The following is a 17,073-nucleotide window of genomic DNA, read 5'->3' as shown; positions in this document are numbered from 1 at the left end:
GTCATTCATTATCACTTTTTAAGTTGATCAAAAATACATCCAAAAATTCTTAATTAATACCCAAAAATATAATAGAGATCGTTAAAAAACCGTTAACTCTGTAGAATTGATTATATTTGTATAGCTGTTTATATTGCTAAATTTTGTGGAATGCTGAATAAACTAAAAATCGTCAACGATCCTGTACATGGATTTATAAAGATACCTTATGAGATTCTCTTTGATGTTATAGAACATCCTTATTTTCAAAGATTACGTCGCATTTCACAAACAGGCTTGTTGTCTTTGGTGTACCCCGGATCTACGCACACTCGATTTCAGCATGCACTGGGAGCTACACATATGATGTTCACAGCCTTAGAAACTTTAAAGATGAAAGGCGCCGAAGTTTCACCAGAAGAAGAACAGGCTGCCTTATTGGCTATTTTACTTCACGATATTGGGCATGGTCCTTACTCTCATGCCTTAGAATCTGTTTTAATGAATGATTGCCATCATGAGCGTTTGTCTCTTCTACTCATGGAGAAGTTAAATGAAGAATTTTGCGGAGCTTTGGATCTGGCCATACAGATGTTCCAAGGGAAGTATCCGCGTCGGTTTTTCAACCAACTAATCTCCTCGCAGGTAGATGTGGATCGGTTGGATTATCTTAAGCGAGACAGCTTTTATACAGGCGTTGCAGAAGGAAATGTGAATACCCAGCGTATGATATCCATGATGAATGTGCACAATGAAGAGTTGGTGATTGATGCCAAGGGAATTTACTCAATAGAAGGCTTTTTTGCCGCTAGAATGTTTATGTATTGGCAGGTTTATTTTCATAAGACTTCTTCTGCCGCCGAGCATATCTTAGTTAAAGCCCTTAAAAGAGCGAAGCAGCTCGTTGCTCGGGGAGAACGTCTTACCGCTACTGAAAATTTAGGCTATTTTCTACATAAAAGCAAATTTGATAAAATGACGCTCGAAGACCTGCAACGTTTTACTGAGTTAGATGATTCTGATATTATGTTTGGACTCAAAAGTTGGCAGGGACATTCGGATTTTATTTTGAGTTATTTGTGTAAAGCTATAACCCAACGGCATTTTCCTAAAAATATAATTTCAGAGCGTCCTTTCGGTGAAGAGTTGGTCGATAAAATTATTCAAAAAACCAATATGTTTTACAAAATTCAGAATGCCGATTGGTTGGTAGATGAAATTGAGAGAACTTTCCTGCCGTATGATGCCGAAAAGCAAACAGTGTTTTTAAAAAATAAGTCCGGAGAAGTCTTTCCCTTGGAAAAATCAGAGAGTCAGATTTTAACCCAGCATTTAAAGATTCAAAATACCAAGTATATATTGTCTTTTCCCAGAGAAATTTCATCTATGATAAATCAGGATTTGAAAAAGTAAAAATATTCACTTTTTTAGTATCTTTGCACACTATGGAATTTACTGCAGAGCAAATTGCAAACCTGGTTAAAGGTAGAGTTATTGGAGACACAGAAACTAAGGTATCTGGTTTCTCTCAGATTGAAGAAGGCTGTAAAGGAAATCTTTCTTTCCTTGCAAATTCTAAGTATTTACCCCTAATGGACAATACGGAAGCTTCGGTAGTGATTATATCTGAAAATTTAATTGACAAAAATAAAAAATATCCATCTACCCTTATTGCTGTGGAAGATGGATATTTGGCTTTTCAAGTGTTGATGAATTTATATCAGGATTTACAATCCAAGAAAGAAGGTATAGAACAACCCTGTTTCATAAGTGAATCGGTAAAGATAATGGACGATGTTTATATCGGAGCCTTTACTTATATTTCTCATAAATCTGTCATTGGTCAGGGAACTCAGATTTACCCACAAGTTTATATTGGTAAAAACGTTAGAATTGGTAAAAATTGCCAGATAGACAGTGGAGCCAGAATTTATGATGATTGTATCATAGGGGATAATTGTGTTATTCATTCCAATACAGTAATTGGTGGAGATGGATTTGGTTTTCAACCCACAGCTAATGGCTTTAAGAAAATTCCTCAGCTGGGGAATGTTATACTTGAAGATGACGTGGAGATAGGTGCAAATTGTACGATTGACAGAGCTACCATCGGTTCCACGGTGATTGGTAAAGGTACCAAACTCGACAATCTAATTCAGATTGCGCATAATGTCAAAATCGGCCAAAATAATGTATTGGCAGCTCAGGTAGGTGTTGCCGGCTCTACCACTATAGGCAATTGGAACATGTTTGGAGGACAAACGGGTATCGCAGGACATGTCACCATAGGCAACGGAATCAAGACACAAGCCAAAAGTGGTATTAACAATAGTGTGGAGGACAATGAGGTCTTATATGGAGCCCCCGCTATTGCAGCCCGTGATTTTAGAAGAAGTTATGTGCATTTTCGTAATTTCCCAGATATAGTAAAAAGAATTAATAATTTAGAAAAAATATACTCAAAAGAAAGTGCTAATGAGTGATAAGCAGAAGACTTTAAAAAAAGAAGTAACCCTTTCAGGTATAGGGCTGCATACCGGCAGAAATGTTACCATGATCTTAAAGCCAGCGAAGGAAAATACAGGATTTGTATTTGTACGGAGTGATTTAGAAGGGAATCCTACCGTAGAAGCCGATGTGAATTACGTTACCAGTACAGAGAGAGGAACCTCTTTAGAGAAAAAAGGAGTGAGCATTCATACTTCTGAGCATGTGCTAGCCGCATTGGTAGGAATGGACTTGGACAATGTCATTATAGAATTGGACAGCTCTGAACCTCCTATCTTGGATGGGTCTTCTCGTTATTTTATAGAGGCGATAGAATCTGTGGGAGTTCAAGAGCAGGAGTTATTCCGGGATTACCTCGTCATTAAAGAGGTGATGAATTATGTAGATCCTCAAACCGGATCCGAGATTACCATTATCCCCTCTGATAAATATGAAGTTACTTGTATGGTAGATTTTGGAACAAAAGTCTTAGGTACCCAAAATGCAAGCCTTAAAAATATTAATGATTTTAAAGATGAAATCTCTAGTGCTAGGACGTTTAGTTTTCTACATGAACTAGAGATGCTTTTGGATCACGGATTGATTAAAGGAGGAGATATTAGTAATGCTATTGTATATGTTGATAAGGAACTAACGCCTGAGACCGTTGAAAAGTTAAAATATGCTTTTGGAAAAGAAGAGGTTTCCATACGAGCTAACGGTATTTTGGATAATGTGACCCTCAACTACCCTAATGAAGCGGCTCGCCATAAGTTATTAGATGTTATCGGTGATTTGGCCTTAGTAGGTGTAAAAATAAAAGGAAAAGTCATCGCCAATAAACCAGGGCATTTTGTTAATACCCAATTCGCAAAAAAATTGAACAGACAATATAAACTTCAGAAGAAGAAAAACGTACCGGACTTCGATTTAAAAGCGGATCCTGTTTATGATATTAATGGGATAATGAAGCTTTTACCCCATCGTCCTCCCTTTCTATTAGTCGATAAAATATTGGAAATATCTGATAGTCATGTGGTAGGTCTGAAAAATGTAACCATGAACGAGCCTTTTTTCGTAGGACATTTTCCTAAAGAACCGGTAATGCCAGGCGTATTGCAGGTGGAGGCTTTAGCCCAAGTGGGCGGTATATTGGTGTTGGCCAATGTACCAGATCCAGAAAATTATTCTACTTATTTTATTAAGATGGATAATGTAAAATTCAAGAGAAAAATTGTACCCGGAGATACCGTTATTTTTAAAATAGAACTTATAGAACCCATTAGACGAGGTATTGTACATATGCAGGGATATGGGTACGTAGGGGATACTGTGGCTATAGAAGCAGAATTAATGGCACAGGTAGCAAAAAGTAAAAACTGAATAAAAGAAGGATGATACATCAATTAGCTGCGGTAGATAAAAGAGCAAAGATAGGCAATAATGTTGTTGTCGAACCTTTTACTACAATCGCAGGAGACGTAGAAATCGGCGAGGGGACATGGATTGGGCCTAACGTCACCATTATGGATGGCACCCGGATAGGCAAAAATTGTAAAATTTTCCCAGGCACCGTAATCGCTGCGATTCCTCAAGATCTTAAATACGAAGGAGAGAATACTCAGGTAATCATAGGGAACTCTACCACCATTCGGGAGAATGTCACCATTAATAAAGGAACAAAAGCATTAGGTTATACCCAGGTAGGCAGTCATTGTCTCATCATGGCAAATGTGCATATTGCACACGACTGTGTTATACGCGATCATGTAGTATTGGTATATGGCTGTGGTATTGCAGGGCATGTGGAAATAGATGACTATGCCTTTATAGGGGGGCTTAGTGCCGTGCACCAGTTTTCCAGAATAGGGAAGCATGTAATGGTTTCTGGAGGTACCTTGGTTAGAAAGGATATACCACCTTATATAAAGGTAGCGAGAGAACCTATTTCTTATGCTGGAATTAACTCTATAGGCTTGAGAAGAAGAGGCTTTTCCAATGATAAAATATATGAAATTCAATCCATTTATAGAGCCGTTTTTCAAATGAAGAAAAATACCACTCAGGCCATTGAATATATTGAGAAAGAACTTTTACCGACAGCAGAGCGAGATGAAATACTAGGATTTATACAAAACTCTCCGAGAGGCATCGTAAAAGGTTATGGTACATCTTCCAAAGATTAAACAATAAAAAAGAAATAAATATACTGAATGGCAACAACTGCAGACATTAAAAAAGGTCTTTGTATCGAATTTAATAACGATATTTATAAGGTGATAGAGTTTCTTCATGTAAAGCCAGGAAAAGGACCTGCATTTGTGAGAACAAAATTAAAAAGTGTAACCAATGGAAAGGTCTTAGACAACACCTTCTCCTCAGGGCATAAAATTGAAGAAGTTAGGGTGATTACCAGAAAATTTCAGTACCTTTATGACGATGATAATGGCTTTCATTTTATGAATAATGACGATTTTTCACAAATCTATATCAATAAAGATATGATTGAAAATGCCCAATTTATGAAAGCTGGTGAGGAAGTAACCATTATACTTAAAGAGACTGATGAGACGCCATTATCAGCAGAAATACCACCTACCGTAACCATGGAAGTGATTGAAGCAGATCCAGGGGTGAAAGGAAATACTGCTACCAATGCACTTAAAAATGCTATTGTGGAAACTGGAGCTCGGGTGTTGGTACCTTTATTTATAGAACCAGGAGAAAAAATTAGAATCAACACCGAAGACGGTAGCTATATTGAAAGAATTAAATAAGACACCACTTGTTTTATGAAACGGAGCAGTTTAATTATTCTTTTCAAGAGTGATGTTCTGCTCAGTTCCATCAGACTTTTGAGAATATAAAAAATAAGCTGATGAAATTTAAAAAAGCGCAAAAACTCAAGGACATCGCCGAATTGATTGGTGCGCGTTATGTAGGAGATACAGATTTTCAGATTTTAGGCACAAACGAAATTCACCGTGTAAACACGGGGGATATAGTATTTGTTAACCATCACAAGTATTACGATAAGGCATTGAACTCTCCGGCAAGTGTCATTTTAATAGATCAGGAGGTGTCTTGCCCTGACGGAAAAGCCTTGTTGATTTCGGAGGATCCCTTTAGAGATTTTAATAGGATTAATACCCATTTTACCCCGATACAGGATTTTAAAGAAGAAAGACACCATCTGGAAGTAGGCAAGTCTACTTTCATACATCCTTCTGTGGTTATTGGTAATGATGTGAAGATCGGAGAGCATTGTATTATACACCCCAATGTGGTGATCGGTGATCGCACGGTGATCGGAAATTATGTAATCGTTCAATCGGGGACGGTTCTCGGTGGAGACGCTTTTTATTATCGTAAAACGGCTCAAGCTTTTGAGAAGCTTCAATCGGTGGGGCACGTTGTACTGGAAGACGGGGTAGAAATAGGTGCGAATTGTACCGTGGACCGGGGAGTTACAGACGTTACTCTTATCAAAAAATCCACTAAAATTGATAATCAGGTACAGATTGGACATGATACCATTATTGGAGAGCGTTGCCTTATTGCCTCTCTGGTAGGGATTGCAGGTTGCTGTAATATTGGTAATGACGTTACCCTTTGGGGGCAGGTGGGCGTCGCTTCTTCCATTAGTATAGAAGATAAAACCGTCGTTTTAGCAAAATCAGGAGTTTCTAAGGATTTAAAAGAGGCAACCTATTTTGGTGTGCCTGCAGAACCCGCGAGAGAATTTTATAAAAAAGTAGCTAAATTAAGCAGACTCTGATCAATTCGGAAGTCTAATAAAAAAATAATTTTACAAATAATCAACGATGTCAGTATTAGTAAACAAAGATTCGAAAGTAATTGTACAGGGATTTACCGGGAATGAAGGTACTTTCCATGCAGGTCAAATGATAGAATATGGAACCAATGTCGTAGGGGGTGTTACTCCTGCGAAAGGCGGTTCGGAGCATTTAGGAAAGCCTGTGTTTAACACGGTAGCTGAAGCTGTGGAAAAAGTAGGGGCTAACGTAAGTATTATCTTCGTGCCACCTGCATTTGCTGCAGATGCAATTATGGAAGCTGCAGATGCAGGGATTAAAGTAATCGTTTGTATTACTGAGGGCATACCTGTCGCTGACATGGTGAAGGTAAAAGACTATATCCAATCCAAAGACTGTCGTTTGATCGGACCGAATTGTCCAGGGATTATCACTTCCGAGGAAGCGAAAATCGGAATTATGCCAGGCTTTGTATTTAAAAAAGGTAAAGTAGGAATTGTATCCAAATCGGGCACACTTACTTATGAAGCTGCAGATCAGGTGGTAAAAGCTGGATTTGGCGTTTCTACAGCGATCGGTATCGGAGGAGATCCTATTATTGGAACCACTACAAAAGAAGCCTTGCAGATGTTTATTAATGATCCGGAAACCGAGGCGGTAGTGATGATAGGTGAAATTGGAGGGCAATTGGAAGCAGATGCTGCCAAGTGGTATAAAGCTTCCGGATCTACCAAACCTGTAGTAGGTTTTATCGCCGGACAAACAGCTCCTAAAGGTAGAACGATGGGACATGCTGGTGCGATTGTAGGAGGTGCTGATGATACAGCTCAGGCTAAAATGAAGATTATGACGGAATGTGGTATGCATGTGGTAGAATCCCCTGCAGATATAGGACTTAGCGTTGCAAAACTTCTGAAAAAATAAAATACATAAACATAAAAAAAATCCCGGCTTGCCGGGATTTTTTTTATGAAGAGATCTCTCATGTAATACGAGAACCGACTTATTTTGCTTTATTATGTTTGGGATATATCACAATGTAAAACGATAAACCATTGTAAAAAATGGGGGTTATTTCTAAACACAAAAATAAGTATCATCCAGCCCGTTGAGATGTCTGGGGGAACTTTTCTCCATTTTTCAGATAAGTAAGCGTTACATTTTAGAGGGTACAGTATCAATATAAAGATCCCGAAAAGTCGGGATCTTTATATTGATTTAGGAAATAATATTTAACTCTTAATCCATTTCCAAATTTCTCGAGCCGACGCTTTATTACCATACATTAAAATCCCGACGCGATAGACTTTTCCAGCTACAAAAATCATAAACAGTACCGAAGCCATCATTAAGCTCATGGAGAGTAATAATTGCCATATCGGTACTCCAAAGGGAATTCGTGCAATCATCGCAATAGGGGAGGTGAGAGGAATTATTGATAGCCAAAAAGCCAAAGGACCTTCCGGATTGCCCATAATGCTAAAGCTCCCATATAGGCCTAACATTAGGGGCAGAATGGCAAAAAAAGTAAATTGCTGGGTTTCTGTTTCATTGTCCACCGCTGAACCTACTGCTGCATAAATGGCACTGTAAAAAATATAACCAAGTAGAAAATAAAAGATAAAAACGCTAATAATCGTAATATAGTCCATGCTGAGCAAGCTATGAGAGACCAGGGTGAGTGCTTCCGGAAGGTCGCCGATTTTAGTCAAGGGGCTGTCAGTGGCTTCCGCAGATAGGGAGGTGTATTTTTGATTGAGAAAAAAGGCTGCAACTACCGTCATACTAATCCATATGATAAACTGGGTTAAGGCCACTAAGGTTACCCCTAGAATTTTGCCCATCATAAGCTCAAAAGGGTTTACCGAGGAGATAATAATCTCTACCACCCGGTTGTTTTTTTCTTCCAGAACACTGCGCATTACCCGAACACCGTATATAATGATGAACATAAAGGTAGCATACATGAGCAAACCTGCTAAAACTGATTTCACACCAAAAAGAAAAGCATCATCATCTTTCTTTTTATCTTTTAAGTTTTGGGTATAAAGAACGAAATTTTGAGAGAGGTTGGCAATCTGATACTCATCAATGCCCAAATCTTTTATTTTTAACTTTCTAATTTCATCCGAAATTCCGGAAGCCATTTTTTGTCGGGATTCCAGATTGATTTGTTTGTTAGTAAAGAGTTTTGTTTGTGAGGCTAGGGTGCTATAATCTTTACTTTTTAAAGGTGGAATCATGAGCAATCCATCTATAGCATTGGTTTCGGTAAGAGTTTCTTTCACCGTTTGTACCGTATTTTTAGCCAGATATTGATAGGTGATATCATCTGTATTTTCCAGTCGGGAAAAAATCCCGCTATAGTCTGCTACTGCAATATTGTAGTGGGTTTTGTTTGCCTTAAACATATAGGTGATGGCAACACCAAAAAGCAAGAGTAAAATAGGCCCCATAAGTGTGAGGGCCACAAAAGATTTTTTTTTCACCTGGGTAAGATATTCTCTTTTGGTAATCAGTATGACGTTTCTCATTTTTTTTGATCAGAAATTTAGATAAACAGCTAAAATTTATTTCATCATTCGAGATAAAACAGTGGCAGTATTAAAAAATAAAACTATAATTTTATGATTTTACAGCATGGATGAATACCTCATTCATACTGGGGATTTTCTCTTCAAAAGTCCGAAGTTTGCCCACCTGCATGAGGGCGCTCAGTAGGGTGTTGGTATCGTTTTCATTTCGGATGTGGAAGTGGGTCAGTCCGTGCTCATGCAGGATTTGCTCAGGCTTATATAGTGCTTTAAAACGTTCAAATTCTTCGTCTACGATATCGGACAATACCACATGAAATAGGTTGCGTTTAAACTGTTCGCGAACATCAAAGATCTTTCCATCCAGTATTTTATGAGATTGATTGATGAGAGCTACATAATCGCACATTTCCTCTACAGATTCCATGCGGTGGGTAGAAAGAATAATGGTGGTGCCCTTCTCTTTGAGCTGAAGAATTTTATCCTTAATTAATTGGGCGTTAAGAGGATCGAATCCTGAAAAAGGCTCGTCTAAAATCAGCAATTTGGGCTGGTGGAGTACAGTCACCACAAATTGGATTTTCTGGGCCATTCCCTTTGATAATTCGGAGAGTTTCTTATTCCACCACTGGTCGATATTCAGTTGATCAAACCAGTATTCTGCCTGTGCGATGGCATGGCGTTTGGACATTCCTTTCAGTTCGCCGAAATAGGTAATCTGGTCGCCAATATTCATGTTTTTGTACAGTCCTCTCTCTTCCGGCATATAACCAATCTGTTGGATATGTTCAGGAGTGAGTCTTTTTTCGTCGATCCATATCTGTCCACTATCAGGTTGTATAATCTGGTTGATAATGCGGATAAAAGAAGTTTTACCGGCTCCATTAGGACCTAGCAGTCCGTATATACTCCCTTTGGGAACTTCGATACTGAAGTTGTTAAGTGCTACCTTCTTACCTGCTTGATAGGTTTTAGTAACATTTAGAGCTTTTAGCATTTTTATTTTGTTAGTCTTTCTTTAGGTTTATATTTTTTTAGCATTTGTGATCGGGTTTATTTATAAAATTCGATTTTTCTTCGGTTGCTTATGCTAGCTCTATACATCATTAAAGGGCGTAGAGGGATGAGCGTTTTTATCTAAAGCGATCAGTCCTCCTGAGCTTACGAATTTTTTAATTTTTTGCAGGGTTTCTTGGTCAGTTTCTTGGTCAGTTTCTTGCAAGGTTTCATAAGGTGTTCTTGCTGGAGTCGCTCGGTAGCCCTTTTGTAGAAAATCAAAGAGTTTTAGGTCACACTCTTCTTCTTGTCTGGTCGATAGGGTAGTCCGAGGTGTATTTTCGATATTCCCGTGAACGAGCGTTATATATTGCTTTTGTGCCAAAGCTATACTTCCGAAAACCAAGAAGGGGAGGATGAACTTTTTCATTAGAAAATAAGATCAAAAATAGCAATAAAAGAACAGAAAAGAAAGTCTTTTTACAAAATATAAATGAAATTTTGGAATAAAGCTTCATTTGTTTAATATAAATTTTTATACCTTTGGAGCTAACTTTAGGGGTGTCCGCTGTGTGCGGGCTGAGACTTTACCCTCAATACCTGATCCAGGTTATACTGGCGTAGGGAAAAGATAGCTTTCATCTCGATGCATTCTGCATGGGCGTGGCCATTCCTAAAGTTTTTTTAATATTTAAAATTTCGGAAAGGAATGGAACTCACAATCAATCATAAAAAAAGATATTTCGACAATTTACCTTCCACTTTGGAAACGCTAATGCAATTGGAGGCTTTCGGCAAGTCGCAGGGGATTGCTGTAGCTATTAACAATCGGGTCGTACCTAAAACCGATTGGATACACACTACTCTTCAGGATAAAGATGTAATTCTTATTATCACAGCTACGCAGGGAGGTTAAATATTCTGGATTTAAAAATTTATCATTATGAAAATTACTCAAAAGGCATTTCCTAATTCTAGAAAGGTATATATAGAGGGAAAAATTTTTCCCATTAGAGTCGCTATGCGTGAGATCGCTCTATCGCCTACCCGTTTGGGTGTAGGAAAAGAAGAAGCGAATCCTCCTGTTACCGTTTACGATACTTCGGGTCCTTATACCCAGGAAGAAGCAGTTATCGATGTACGTAAGGGCTTGCCCAGAATCAGAGAGCAGTGGATCTTAGACAGGGGCGATGTAGACATCTTGCCTCATATGACTTCGGAATATGGAAGGCAGCGTTTAGCCGATTCCAAACTTAAAGATTTGAGGTTTAAGTATAATCATAAACCTATGGCTGCCAAGCCAGGGGCTAATGTTACCCAATTGTATTATGCTAAAAAGGGTATCATAACACCTGAAATGGAATATGTAGCCATACGGGAAAATCAGAAAATAGAACAGTTGGAGACTGCGACCCCTATAATGGGGAAGCAGCACGCTGGAAATAGTTGGGAGGCACGTACCCCTAAGGGCAAAATTACAGCCGAGTTTGTACGGGATGAAATCGCTGCTGGCAGGGCAATTATTCCCAATAACATCAATCATCCTGAAAGCGAGCCCATGATTATTGGGCGGAACTTTTTAGTCAAAATAAATGCCAATATAGGAAACAGTGTAGTAACATCCAGTATCGAAGAAGAAGTTGAAAAAGCTGTTTGGGCTTGTCGTTGGGGAGCGGATACCATTATGGATTTGTCCACGGGTAAAAATATTCATGAAACTCGAGAATGGATTATTCGAAATTCCCCTGTACCTATAGGAAGTGTACCTATTTATCAAGCCCTGGAAAAAGTAAAAGGTATTGCTGAAAATTTAACGTGGGAAATTTTTAAAGATACCCTCATAGAGCAGGCCGAACAAGGAGTATCCTATTTTACGATTCATGCGGGTGTACTTTTACGCTATATTCATCTGACGGCGGAACGGGTAACAGGCATTGTTTCGCGTGGAGGATCTATTATGGCCAAATGGTGTTTGTTCCATCACAAAGAAAACTTTTTATATACTCATTTCGAGGATATTTGTGAGATTATGAAGCGTTATGATGTGGCTTTTTCTTTAGGCGATGGGCTGCGTCCAGGTTCCATTGCAGACGCTAATGATGCAGCACAGTTTGCAGAGTTGGAAACTTTGGGAGAGCTTACAAAAATAGCCTGGAAGCACGATGTTCAAGTCATGGTAGAAGGTCCGGGGCATATTCCTATGCACATGATTAAAGAAAATATGGATAAGCAGTTGTTAGCATGTGATGAAGCGCCATTTTATACTTTGGGTCCGCTTACCACGGATATCGCTCCCGGATATGATCATATTACATCAGCCATAGGAGCTGCCCTCATTGGCTGGTATGGTTGTGCCATGCTGTGCTATGTGACCCCCAAGGAGCATTTAGGCCTGCCCAATAAGAAAGATGTTAAAGATGGTGTAATTACTTATAAGCTTGCCGCTCATGCAGCAGATCTAGCCAAAGGTCATCCTGGGGCTCAGTATAGAGATAATGCTTTGAGTAAAGCTAGATTCGAATTCCGATGGGAGGATCAGTTTAATCTTTCTTTAGATCCCGATACTGCTCGTGAATTTCATGATGAAACGCTACCTGCTGAGGGAGCCAAAGTGGCTCATTTTTGTTCCATGTGTGGACCGAAGTTTTGTTCTATGAAAATTACCCAGGAAATTCGAGAAACTGTACAAAGGGGCATGAACGAAAAAGCTGAAGATTTTGTAAAACACGGAAAAAAGATATATATATGATGATAGTTATAGCTCCAGAAAAAGCTGTAAAGCAGGAGTTGTATTGGGTAAATACTTTGTTAGAGAATGGTTTATCTTGTTTTCATGTTCGAAAATATGCATGGTCTGAGCAGGAAATACGAGATTATATTGAGGGAATAGATTCACAATATCACTCCCATTTAGTATTACATTCTCATTATTTTATGGCGAAAGATTTTGGAATAAACCGTTTGCATTTTAGAGAGATAGAGAGAAAGGATGGCCAGCATATAGACTACAAGGATTCGCATTATAGGCTCTCTACTTCTACTCATTCCATACACGATTTTAATAAATTGGGACAAGAGTGGACATATGCTTTTTTCTCACCTGTTTTTGCGAGTATCTCTAAAGAAGGATATGGGGGTACAGGGAATGTTTTGTCGGACTTACCTCTAAAAAACAACAAGTATGTGCAGCTGATCGGCTTGGGAGGTATTACCCAGAACAACATGATCGAGGTATTGTCTGCCGGAGCCGATGGAGTAGCCTTTTTGGGCGGAATATGGCAGAGTGAAAGTCCTGTAGAAACGTTCGTGGAATGCCAAAAAAAATGGAAACATAATTTATATAACAAAGAGATTAAAAAATGTTGACCAAATTGCAGTATATATCACAAGGAACAAGCGTACAAATTCAGGAAAATAATATTTTAAAAGCCTTGCGACATGGAGCCGAATGGATTCAAATAAGATGGAAAAACCCTCCTTTGGCAGAAGCTGAGCGGCATTTTCTAAGACTTAAAAACCTGTGTCGTGACTTTGATGCTACCTGTATTATTAATGATTATGTACAGATTGCAAGTGCCATAGATGCTGATGGGGTACATTTAGGTTTAACAGATACTTCGGTAGAGAAGGCCCGTAAAATATTGGGAAATAATAAAATTATAGGGGGTACCGCTAATACGATTTCTGATGTACAACAGAGGCTCCGAGAATCTTGTGACTATATAGGTTTAGGACCTTATCGTTTTACTTCTACTAAGGAAAAATTAAGTCCTATTTTAGGAATACAAGGTTACAGAAAAATTTTTGATTTTTATCACAAAAAGCAAGTAATCTTGCCCCCTGTTTATGCTATAGGGGGGATAGGCTTAGAGGATATAGAACCTCTTAAAAAAGCAGGTATTTATGGGGTCGCCATCTCCGGTTTACTTGTTGAGAACCCTCATATGATTTCAATTATAAAAAAGATATGGAAATGATTGCTTTACAAATAGCAAACCGTAATTTTACTTCTAGGTTATTTTTGGGAACCGGAAAATTTGGTAATTTGTCACAGATGACAGCAGCGATTAAGGCTTCTGGAACAGAAATGGTAACCACGGCCTTAAAGCGTATAGACCATCAATCCGACAGCGATGAGTTCTCGGAGGCTCTTCAGCTCCCCAAAGTTCATCTCTTGCCCAATACTTCAGGGGCTAGAACCGCCGATGAAGCTGTATTATTAGCCCAGCTGGCCCGAGAAGCTTTAGGCACTGATTGGATAAAGCTAGAAATACACCCCGATCCACGCTATTTATTACCCGATCCTATAGAAACACTTAAAGCTACGGAGACTTTGGTGAAATTAGGTTTTGTGGTCATGCCGTATATTCATGCAGATCCCGTTCTCTGCAAGAGATTAGAGGATGTGGGAACTGCTGTTGTAATGCCGTTGGGGGCACCTATAGGGAGTAATAAAGGTTTACAGACCTTAGATTTTTTAGAAATTATTATTGAGCAAAGTCAGGTTCCTGTAGTGGTAGATGCGGGGATAGGATCTCCTTCAGATGCTGCCAAAGCTATGGAGCTCGGTGCGGACGCTGTGCTGGTTAATACTGCTATAGCTGTTTCTGGAAATCCTGTGCAGATGGCTATTGCCTTTAAAGAAGCTGTGATAGCTGGTAGAAGGGGATTTGAAGCCGGTTTAGGGGCCGTGCAGTCTGCCGCTGTAGCTTCTAGTCCATTAACTTCATTTTTGGGAGATGATTTTAGTGGAAGCACGAGTCCCATCACAGAAATAAAAACAAGAGGATAATCTGCACTTTTTATTCTAAAATAAAAAATAATGAGAACATTTAAGGATATATTGGCTCAATACGATTGGCAGACAATAAAAAATAGAATTGAAGGGGCGACTCCCGAAGAGGTGCAAAATGTATTGATGAAGAAAAAGAAAAATATTCAAGATTTTTTGTTAATGATCTCTCCGGCAGCAGCCTTTTTCTTGGAAATTATGGCGGCGAAAACCCAAAGGCTCACCCAGAAAAGATTTGGTAAAACCATACAGATGTATGCCCCTCTATATTTAAGTAATGAGTGTCAGAATATCTGTACATATTGTGGTTTTAGTGTCGACAATAAAATTAAGAGAAAGACGCTTTCTAATATAGAGATTATGCTTGAAGCCAGTGTTTTAAAAGCAATGGGCGTAAAACATATCTTGCTGGTGAGCGGTGAAGCCAATAAAAGTGTGGGACTGGATTATTTCTTAAATGCCATTCGGTTACTGCGTCCACATTTTGCTAATATTTCTATAGAATTCCAGCCCTTATCTTTAGACGCTTATAGGGCATTAAAAGATGCAGGGGTTCATTCCGTATTGGTGTATCAGGAAACTTATCATCGCGAGGTCTACAAAGAATACCATCCCAAAGGTAAAAAATCCAATTTTGAATTTCGTTTGGATACCCCCGACCGATTAGGGCAGGCAGAATTCTACAAAATGGGTTTAGGGGTACTTCTAGGGCTAGAGGATTGGAGAGTGGATAGTTTTTTTAATGCTTTACATATCGACTATCTTCAGAAGCGTTATTGGAAGACCAAATACTCGGTTTCCTTCCCCCGATTAAGACCTGCGGAAGGGATAATAGAACCTAATTTTATTATGACTGATCGAGATCTCTTACAATTGATATGCGCTTATCGAATCTGGAATGAAGATTTGGAGATTTCCATATCTACTCGTGAAAATGAAAGATTTCGAGATCATATTATTTCCTTAGGTGCTACCACTATGAGCGCTGCTTCTAAGACCAATCCTGGGGGGTATGCTGTAGATAAGCAATCTTTACAGCAATTTGAAACCAGTGATGAGCGGAGTATGGAAGAAATAAGAAAAGTTATTCGTAACAGGGGGTATGAACCCGTGATGAAAGACTGGGATCATCTATTTTAAATTCAGGCGAACGCATTCTTAAAAAATTATAAATATGATTTTTATATCAACAACTACTTACAGTTAATGAAGGCAAATGACATTTTCAATCGGTATAGCAGACAGATATTTATAGATGAAATCAGTATATCTGGTCAGAGAAAAATAATGGATGCTAGGGTATTGATAGTAGGCGCCGGTGGCTTGGGAAGCCCTGTAATTCAATATCTCGCTGCGGCCGGAGTGGGGAGTTTAGGGATTATAGATTTTGATAATGTAGAGCTTCACAATCTCAATAGACAAGTCATTCATACTGAGTTTAGCGTAGGAAAGCCTAAGGTAGAGAGTGCGGTGCAATTCGTTCAATGTTTAAATTCAAATGTTACATGTGTTCCGATATACCAAAAAATTACCGCTGAAAATGTACATGATATTATCTCGAATTACGATATTATTGTAGAAGGTTCTGATAATTTTAAGACCCGATATATGGTGAATGATGCTTGTGTACAGCTAGATAAACCTTTAGTGTATGGGAGTATTTTTGCTTTTGAAGGACAGGTAGCGGTATTTAATTATCGGGGAAGCAAGCATTTAAGGGATTTATACCCCCAGGAACCCTCACCAGAACAAGTACCTAACTGTGATCGGTATGGTGTTTTGGGACCTTTACCCGGAATGGTAGGAACGATGATGGCCATGCAGGTGCTAAAAATACTTACAGGATTGTCTGTAAAAACGAATCACCTGACTATAATCGATACCCTGGATTGGAATTTTATGCAAGTGGAATTTTGATGCTGATCTATTTTTGCAGATTGCTATACAATGGCATAATAAGCATATTTCAATGTGGAATTTCATTTGAATTTATTTTGTTTTACTGATGCTGAAGTTGTCCAAAGTTTTTTCACAAGAAACGATTAAAACAGCCCTCTAGCGTGGGTCTTTAGTGGCAAATTTATAAAGCATCTAACCCATTGTTTGTACGCTCTTTTTTGTTATAACCTATTATCAAAAATCGTATTTTTCTATTTTGCCGAGTTTTAATATTCTCATTTTACCCATGTAGCCATTTAATTTAAATGTACTCTGATGTGTTTTCGCAGCCATAGGATGGCTATAGATGACCTATAAAAAGCATAGGGAGAGAGTTTTAATATTTTAAATCAGAGTATTCGCCTGATTTTTTAATAGAGAACTTCTTTAAACTATTAGTTTTCTGAGGAATAAAATAACAAAAGCAATATAATGCAAAGAATACCATGTTATTACAGAAGTTTCAAATCGTATAAATAATGCTTTGAAACTATCCAGCCAAGCATTTGCTTTCTCTATATTGAACCTTCGTTTATATAATTCTTCATCAAAATAATAATAATTTTTGGCT

17 protein-coding genes, 1 pseudogene and 1 riboswitch are annotated in these 17,073 nt (G+C 38.5%); of the genes and pseudogenes, 14 read left to right on the top strand and 4 right to left on the bottom strand.

The genetic code is table 11. The features are described from left to right. The first annotated feature begins 150 nt into the window (after positions 1-150). The 7 genes from GNY06_RS01845 to sucD all read left to right on the top strand — a co-directional run bounded on the left by GNY06_RS01845 (position 151) and on the right by sucD (position 7,166). Positions 151-1,392: an HD domain-containing protein gene (locus GNY06_RS01845; RefSeq protein ID WP_166518543.1), complete on the top strand. Its 1,242-nt coding sequence runs from the start codon at positions 151-153 to the stop codon at positions 1,390-1,392. Positions 1,393-1,424: 32 nt separating this feature from the next. Then, complete coding sequence (gene lpxD / locus GNY06_RS01840) at positions 1,425-2,462, top strand: UDP-3-O-(3-hydroxymyristoyl)glucosamine N-acyltransferase (protein ID WP_166518542.1); 1,038 nt, start codon at positions 1,425-1,427, stop codon at positions 2,460-2,462. Beyond that, positions 2,455-3,849: a bifunctional UDP-3-O-[3-hydroxymyristoyl] N-acetylglucosamine deacetylase/3-hydroxyacyl-ACP dehydratase gene (locus GNY06_RS01835; protein WP_166518541.1), complete on the top strand. Its 1,395-nt coding sequence runs from the start codon at positions 2,455-2,457 to the stop codon at positions 3,847-3,849. The genes lpxD and GNY06_RS01835 overlap by 8 nt, the downstream gene beginning before the upstream one ends. An 11-nt stretch (positions 3,850-3,860) precedes the next feature. Continuing rightward, positions 3,861-4,652, top strand: a complete 792-nt coding sequence (lpxA, locus tag GNY06_RS01830; protein WP_166518540.1) for an acyl-ACP--UDP-N-acetylglucosamine O-acyltransferase — start codon at positions 3,861-3,863, stop codon at positions 4,650-4,652. Positions 4,653-4,679: 27 nt separating this feature from the next. Then, on the top strand, positions 4,680-5,243 hold the full coding sequence (efp, locus tag GNY06_RS01825) for an elongation factor P (RefSeq protein ID WP_166518539.1): 564 nt from the start codon (positions 4,680-4,682) through the stop codon (positions 5,241-5,243). A gap of 101 nt (positions 5,244-5,344) precedes the next feature. Then, positions 5,345-6,244 (top strand): UDP-3-O-(3-hydroxymyristoyl)glucosamine N-acyltransferase, encoded by a 900-nt coding sequence (locus GNY06_RS01820; RefSeq protein ID WP_166518538.1) that lies wholly within the window; start codon positions 5,345-5,347, stop codon positions 6,242-6,244. Between the two features lie 46 nt (positions 6,245-6,290). Further along, positions 6,291-7,166 (top strand): succinate--CoA ligase subunit alpha, encoded by an 876-nt coding sequence (sucD, locus tag GNY06_RS01815; protein WP_166518537.1) that lies wholly within the window; start codon positions 6,291-6,293, stop codon positions 7,164-7,166. 308 nt (positions 7,167-7,474) lie between these two features. On the opposite strand, the gene GNY06_RS01810 is transcribed toward sucD, so the two are convergent. From GNY06_RS01810 to GNY06_RS01800, 3 genes are all read right to left on the bottom strand, one after another. Next, positions 7,475-8,776 carry an ABC transporter permease gene (locus GNY06_RS01810; RefSeq protein ID WP_166518536.1) on the bottom strand — a complete coding sequence of 434 codons (1,302 nt, stop codon included), beginning with the start codon at positions 8,774-8,776 and terminating at the stop codon, positions 7,475-7,477. Positions 8,777-8,867: 91 nt separating this feature from the next. Beyond that, the gene (locus GNY06_RS01805) at positions 8,868-9,773 is read right to left on the bottom strand and encodes an ABC transporter ATP-binding protein (protein ID WP_166518535.1); all 906 of its coding nucleotides are present in this window, start codon (positions 9,771-9,773) and stop codon (positions 8,868-8,870) included. 99 nt (positions 9,774-9,872) lie between these two features. Beyond that, the gene (locus tag GNY06_RS01800) at positions 9,873-10,202 is read right to left on the bottom strand and encodes a hypothetical protein (protein WP_166518534.1); all 330 of its coding nucleotides are present in this window, start codon (positions 10,200-10,202) and stop codon (positions 9,873-9,875) included. Between the two features lie 117 nt (positions 10,203-10,319). After that, positions 10,320-10,416: riboswitch (TPP riboswitch) on the top strand. Positions 10,417-10,481: 65 nt separating this feature from the next. Here GNY06_RS01800 and thiS point away from each other — a divergent pair. From thiS to GNY06_RS01765, 7 genes are all read left to right on the top strand, one after another. Continuing rightward, complete coding sequence (thiS, locus tag GNY06_RS01795; protein ID WP_166518533.1) at positions 10,482-10,688, top strand: sulfur carrier protein ThiS; 207 nt, start codon at positions 10,482-10,484, stop codon at positions 10,686-10,688. A 27-nt stretch (positions 10,689-10,715) separates the two neighbouring features. Further along, positions 10,716-12,521 (top strand): phosphomethylpyrimidine synthase ThiC, encoded by a 1,806-nt coding sequence (gene thiC, locus GNY06_RS01790; RefSeq protein ID WP_166518532.1) that lies wholly within the window; start codon positions 10,716-10,718, stop codon positions 12,519-12,521. Next, positions 12,518-13,138, top strand: coding sequence for a thiamine phosphate synthase (locus tag GNY06_RS01785; protein WP_166518531.1), 621 nt, complete (start codon positions 12,518-12,520; stop codon positions 13,136-13,138). Before thiC ends, GNY06_RS01785 begins: the two co-directional genes overlap by 4 nt. After that, complete coding sequence (locus tag GNY06_RS01780) at positions 13,132-13,749, top strand: thiamine phosphate synthase (protein WP_166518530.1); 618 nt, start codon at positions 13,132-13,134, stop codon at positions 13,747-13,749. Before GNY06_RS01785 ends, GNY06_RS01780 begins: the two co-directional genes overlap by 7 nt. Further along, positions 13,746-14,564 (top strand): thiazole synthase, encoded by an 819-nt coding sequence (locus tag GNY06_RS01775; protein WP_166518529.1) that lies wholly within the window; start codon positions 13,746-13,748, stop codon positions 14,562-14,564. Before GNY06_RS01780 ends, GNY06_RS01775 begins: the two co-directional genes overlap by 4 nt. Positions 14,565-14,594: 30 nt before the next feature. Continuing rightward, positions 14,595-15,704, top strand: a complete 1,110-nt coding sequence (gene thiH / locus GNY06_RS01770) for a 2-iminoacetate synthase ThiH (RefSeq protein WP_166518528.1) — start codon at positions 14,595-14,597, stop codon at positions 15,702-15,704. A 66-nt stretch (positions 15,705-15,770) separates the two neighbouring features. Further along, positions 15,771-16,481, top strand: a complete 711-nt coding sequence (locus GNY06_RS01765) for a HesA/MoeB/ThiF family protein (RefSeq protein ID WP_166518527.1) — start codon at positions 15,771-15,773, stop codon at positions 16,479-16,481. 408 nt (positions 16,482-16,889) lie between these two features. Here GNY06_RS01765 and GNY06_RS13585 read toward each other — a convergent pair. Next, a pseudogene (locus GNY06_RS13585) lies at positions 16,890-17,073 on the bottom strand (IS5/IS1182 family transposase); the annotation flags it as partial.

It is taken from the genome of Elizabethkingia argenteiflava (assembly GCF_009904105.1).
Lineage (GTDB): Bacteria > Bacteroidota > Bacteroidia > Flavobacteriales > Weeksellaceae > Elizabethkingia > Elizabethkingia argenteiflava.
Note: the sequence above shows the minus strand (reverse complement) of the source record. Positions and strands in the feature narration are given on the sequence as shown.